A 2,115-nucleotide genomic window follows, 5' to 3' on the forward strand; every position below is an offset into this window, starting at 1 on the left:
AGTGTGATGCTTGGAGTTCTATCTGATGTTCGTTCTTGTTATCGGTCTCTCAATAGAGGAGCCAGCGTTCAATCGAACTATCAGATAGAGAACTTTAGTTGCAGCTAAAGTCTGGGTCTCACCTTACCCTGATTCGTTAGTTATTATCCATACAAGGCGTTTAAGCGGGATTCATGCCGCGTGGCATTTTTGGTTTGCAGTGAGTTTTGGTGGTGAAAGTGGTCTGCGGCAGCTTGGTTTATGCGGCATTCACCCCTTAACGCAGCGTTATACCGCAATCAATCATCTAACCTTTGCATGGCTTTACGGTAAACATCGCTACGTTCTCGTTTTCCGACTGCTAAGACGGTTACAATGATGACATCGTCTTCAACTTTGTAGACGAGACGGTAGCCCGATTGACGCAACTTAATTTTATACATGTTGTCAGCTCCAGAAAGTTTTGAAGCTGGCACATGTGGGTTATCTAAGCGCTCGATTAGCTTTTTCTTAAATTGTTGTTGCAGAGTAGAGCCAAGCTTTTTCCACTCTTTGAGTGCGCTCTTTTTAAAGTCGAGTTTATAGGTCATCAATATTTACCGAAATGCTCTCTTCAGATTCACGCTCTTTAGCGATAGCTAGTAGTTCAAGATCTTCGAGTCTGTCCATCATCATTTCGTACGCTTCGGCAGGTACGCAATAAAATGCTGGCTCATTTCGGTTTAACACAGCAACAGGTTCGCCATAAGCACTAGTTGCAACTTTCATAGGGTTAGCTTTCAACTCGGTAATGCTTGCAGCAACATCGGCTAAAATTCTAGTGGTCATATAATCGGTCTCTTAAGTGGTCTTTATGTTGGTCATTTTAGCCTCAACAAAGCGGTATAACAAGTTGCTTAAGAGTGATTCGCAACGCGTGGCATTTTTACTATGCGTCGGTTTATGTGTTTAAGGTATTATGCGGAGGCTAAGGTATTGCGTTGCTCACACCTTAGCAAGGCGTTAGTCGCCAGAAAAAGCTAGCAATCAAAATCATGTTTCTGAGCTTAATATTTAGCAGCTGTTTGCTTGGTACACCGATTAACCTTCGATCATCAGAACTTAGTTTTAGCTGTTTTAAGTCCAAAGTTTTGTAACTGTTCTAGCGGTTGTTTTGTTCTTTGGTGCTGACAGAGCAGGGCAATCGAGAGTCTGTTTTTGGTTGCAACTCCGCTCGGTGAGTTTGTCGGTACAAAAGCCGATTTACTCGCTGAAATGACGTTTTCTCTGGTGTGGTAAGTTCCACGTGGTTTCAGTGACTTTGTTGAAAGTCCGCACTGTGAGATTGGTTTTCCAAAAGCGCTTGTTGGTGTTGCTACGACGTTTTATGTTCCAAGTGGTTTCATTGAGTAGGCGCTTTGAAACTACGCCTGACTTAAATGCATCAAAACACATAAAGTTTGTTGTTCGCAAAGTTTAGTTCGGCTTAAAATTGTCGCTCGGTGCCTCGCGACTAACAAACTGCTCAAGAGGGATTCGCAACGCGTGGCATTTTTACTATGCGTTGATTTTAGTGATTAAGGTGGTTTGCGGCGGCTTTTGTATTGCGTTGCTCACCCCTTAGCAGGGCGTTATGCTTAATCAAGTAAAATCAGTGGTTTATGGTTTTTCTTTGCTCCCTCGGCTTTTCAGTTTTGTGTTTGTCGGCAAGTTGGCTTCAGTGGGCGCTGTTTTCTGGACACTTATTCTTTGGCGCTAAAAATTCTGAGAGTTGCCTCTGTTAATTTTCGGGCAAGCGCGAGGTTAGGGCGGTTGGCTCAATCAGAAATTTGATCTTAGGTTTTTGAGTTTTGACTGCCAAAGTTCAAAGTCTGATTTTCAAAATTATGAGTCATTTCTGTTTTCTACGTTTTGGCTTTTGTTTCTGAATCGAAGTCGAGTTAATCTTGTTTCCAGAAAAACGTAACCCATTGAAGCTTAAGCATAACAAGGCGTTTAAGCGGGATTCATGCCGCGTGGCATTTTTGGTATGCGGTGAGTTTTGGTGGTGAAAGTGGTCTGCGGAAGCTTGGTTTATGCGGCACTCACCCCTTAACGCAGCGTTAGGAGTTTTTGTCATGGCATATGATCAAGTGATGATTGATGAGGATGGGGAAG

Annotated in this window: 4 protein-coding genes and 1 pseudogene; 2 read left to right on the forward strand and 3 right to left on the reverse strand. The window is 43.0% G+C overall.

Annotated features, from left to right (window positions below; translation table 11 throughout):
* Positions 1–142 precede the first annotated feature (142 nt).
* A pseudogene (locus CIK04_RS10545) lies at positions 143–268 on the forward strand (DUF3265 domain-containing protein); the annotation flags it as partial.
* Between the two features lie 10 nt (positions 269–278).
* On the opposite strand, the gene CIK04_RS10550 reads toward CIK04_RS10545, so the two are convergent.
* The 3 genes from CIK04_RS10550 to CIK04_RS33255 all read right to left on the reverse strand — a co-directional run bounded on the left by CIK04_RS10550 (position 279) and on the right by CIK04_RS33255 (position 1,304).
* Positions 279–569, reverse strand: a complete 291-nt coding sequence (locus CIK04_RS10550; RefSeq protein WP_097353710.1) for a type II toxin-antitoxin system RelE/ParE family toxin — start codon at positions 567–569, stop codon at positions 279–281.
* Positions 559–807 (reverse strand): type II toxin-antitoxin system Phd/YefM family antitoxin, encoded by a 249-nt coding sequence (locus CIK04_RS10555; RefSeq protein WP_005377003.1) that lies wholly within the window; start codon positions 805–807, stop codon positions 559–561. The genes CIK04_RS10550 and CIK04_RS10555 overlap by 11 nt, the downstream gene beginning before the upstream one ends.
* 266 nt (positions 808–1,073) lie before the next feature.
* Positions 1,074–1,304, reverse strand: a complete 231-nt coding sequence (locus CIK04_RS33255; protein ID WP_232708708.1) for a hypothetical protein — start codon at positions 1,302–1,304, stop codon at positions 1,074–1,076.
* Positions 1,305–1,941: 637 nt separating this feature from the next.
* On the opposite strand from CIK04_RS33255, the gene CIK04_RS10575 reads away from it, so the two are divergent.
* On the forward strand, positions 1,942–2,064 hold the full coding sequence (locus tag CIK04_RS10575) for a DUF3265 domain-containing protein (RefSeq protein ID WP_078532228.1): 123 nt from the start codon (positions 1,942–1,944) through the stop codon (positions 2,062–2,064).
* Positions 2,065–2,115 lie beyond the last annotated feature (51 nt).

It is taken from the genome of Vibrio sp. 03_296 (assembly GCF_002265885.1).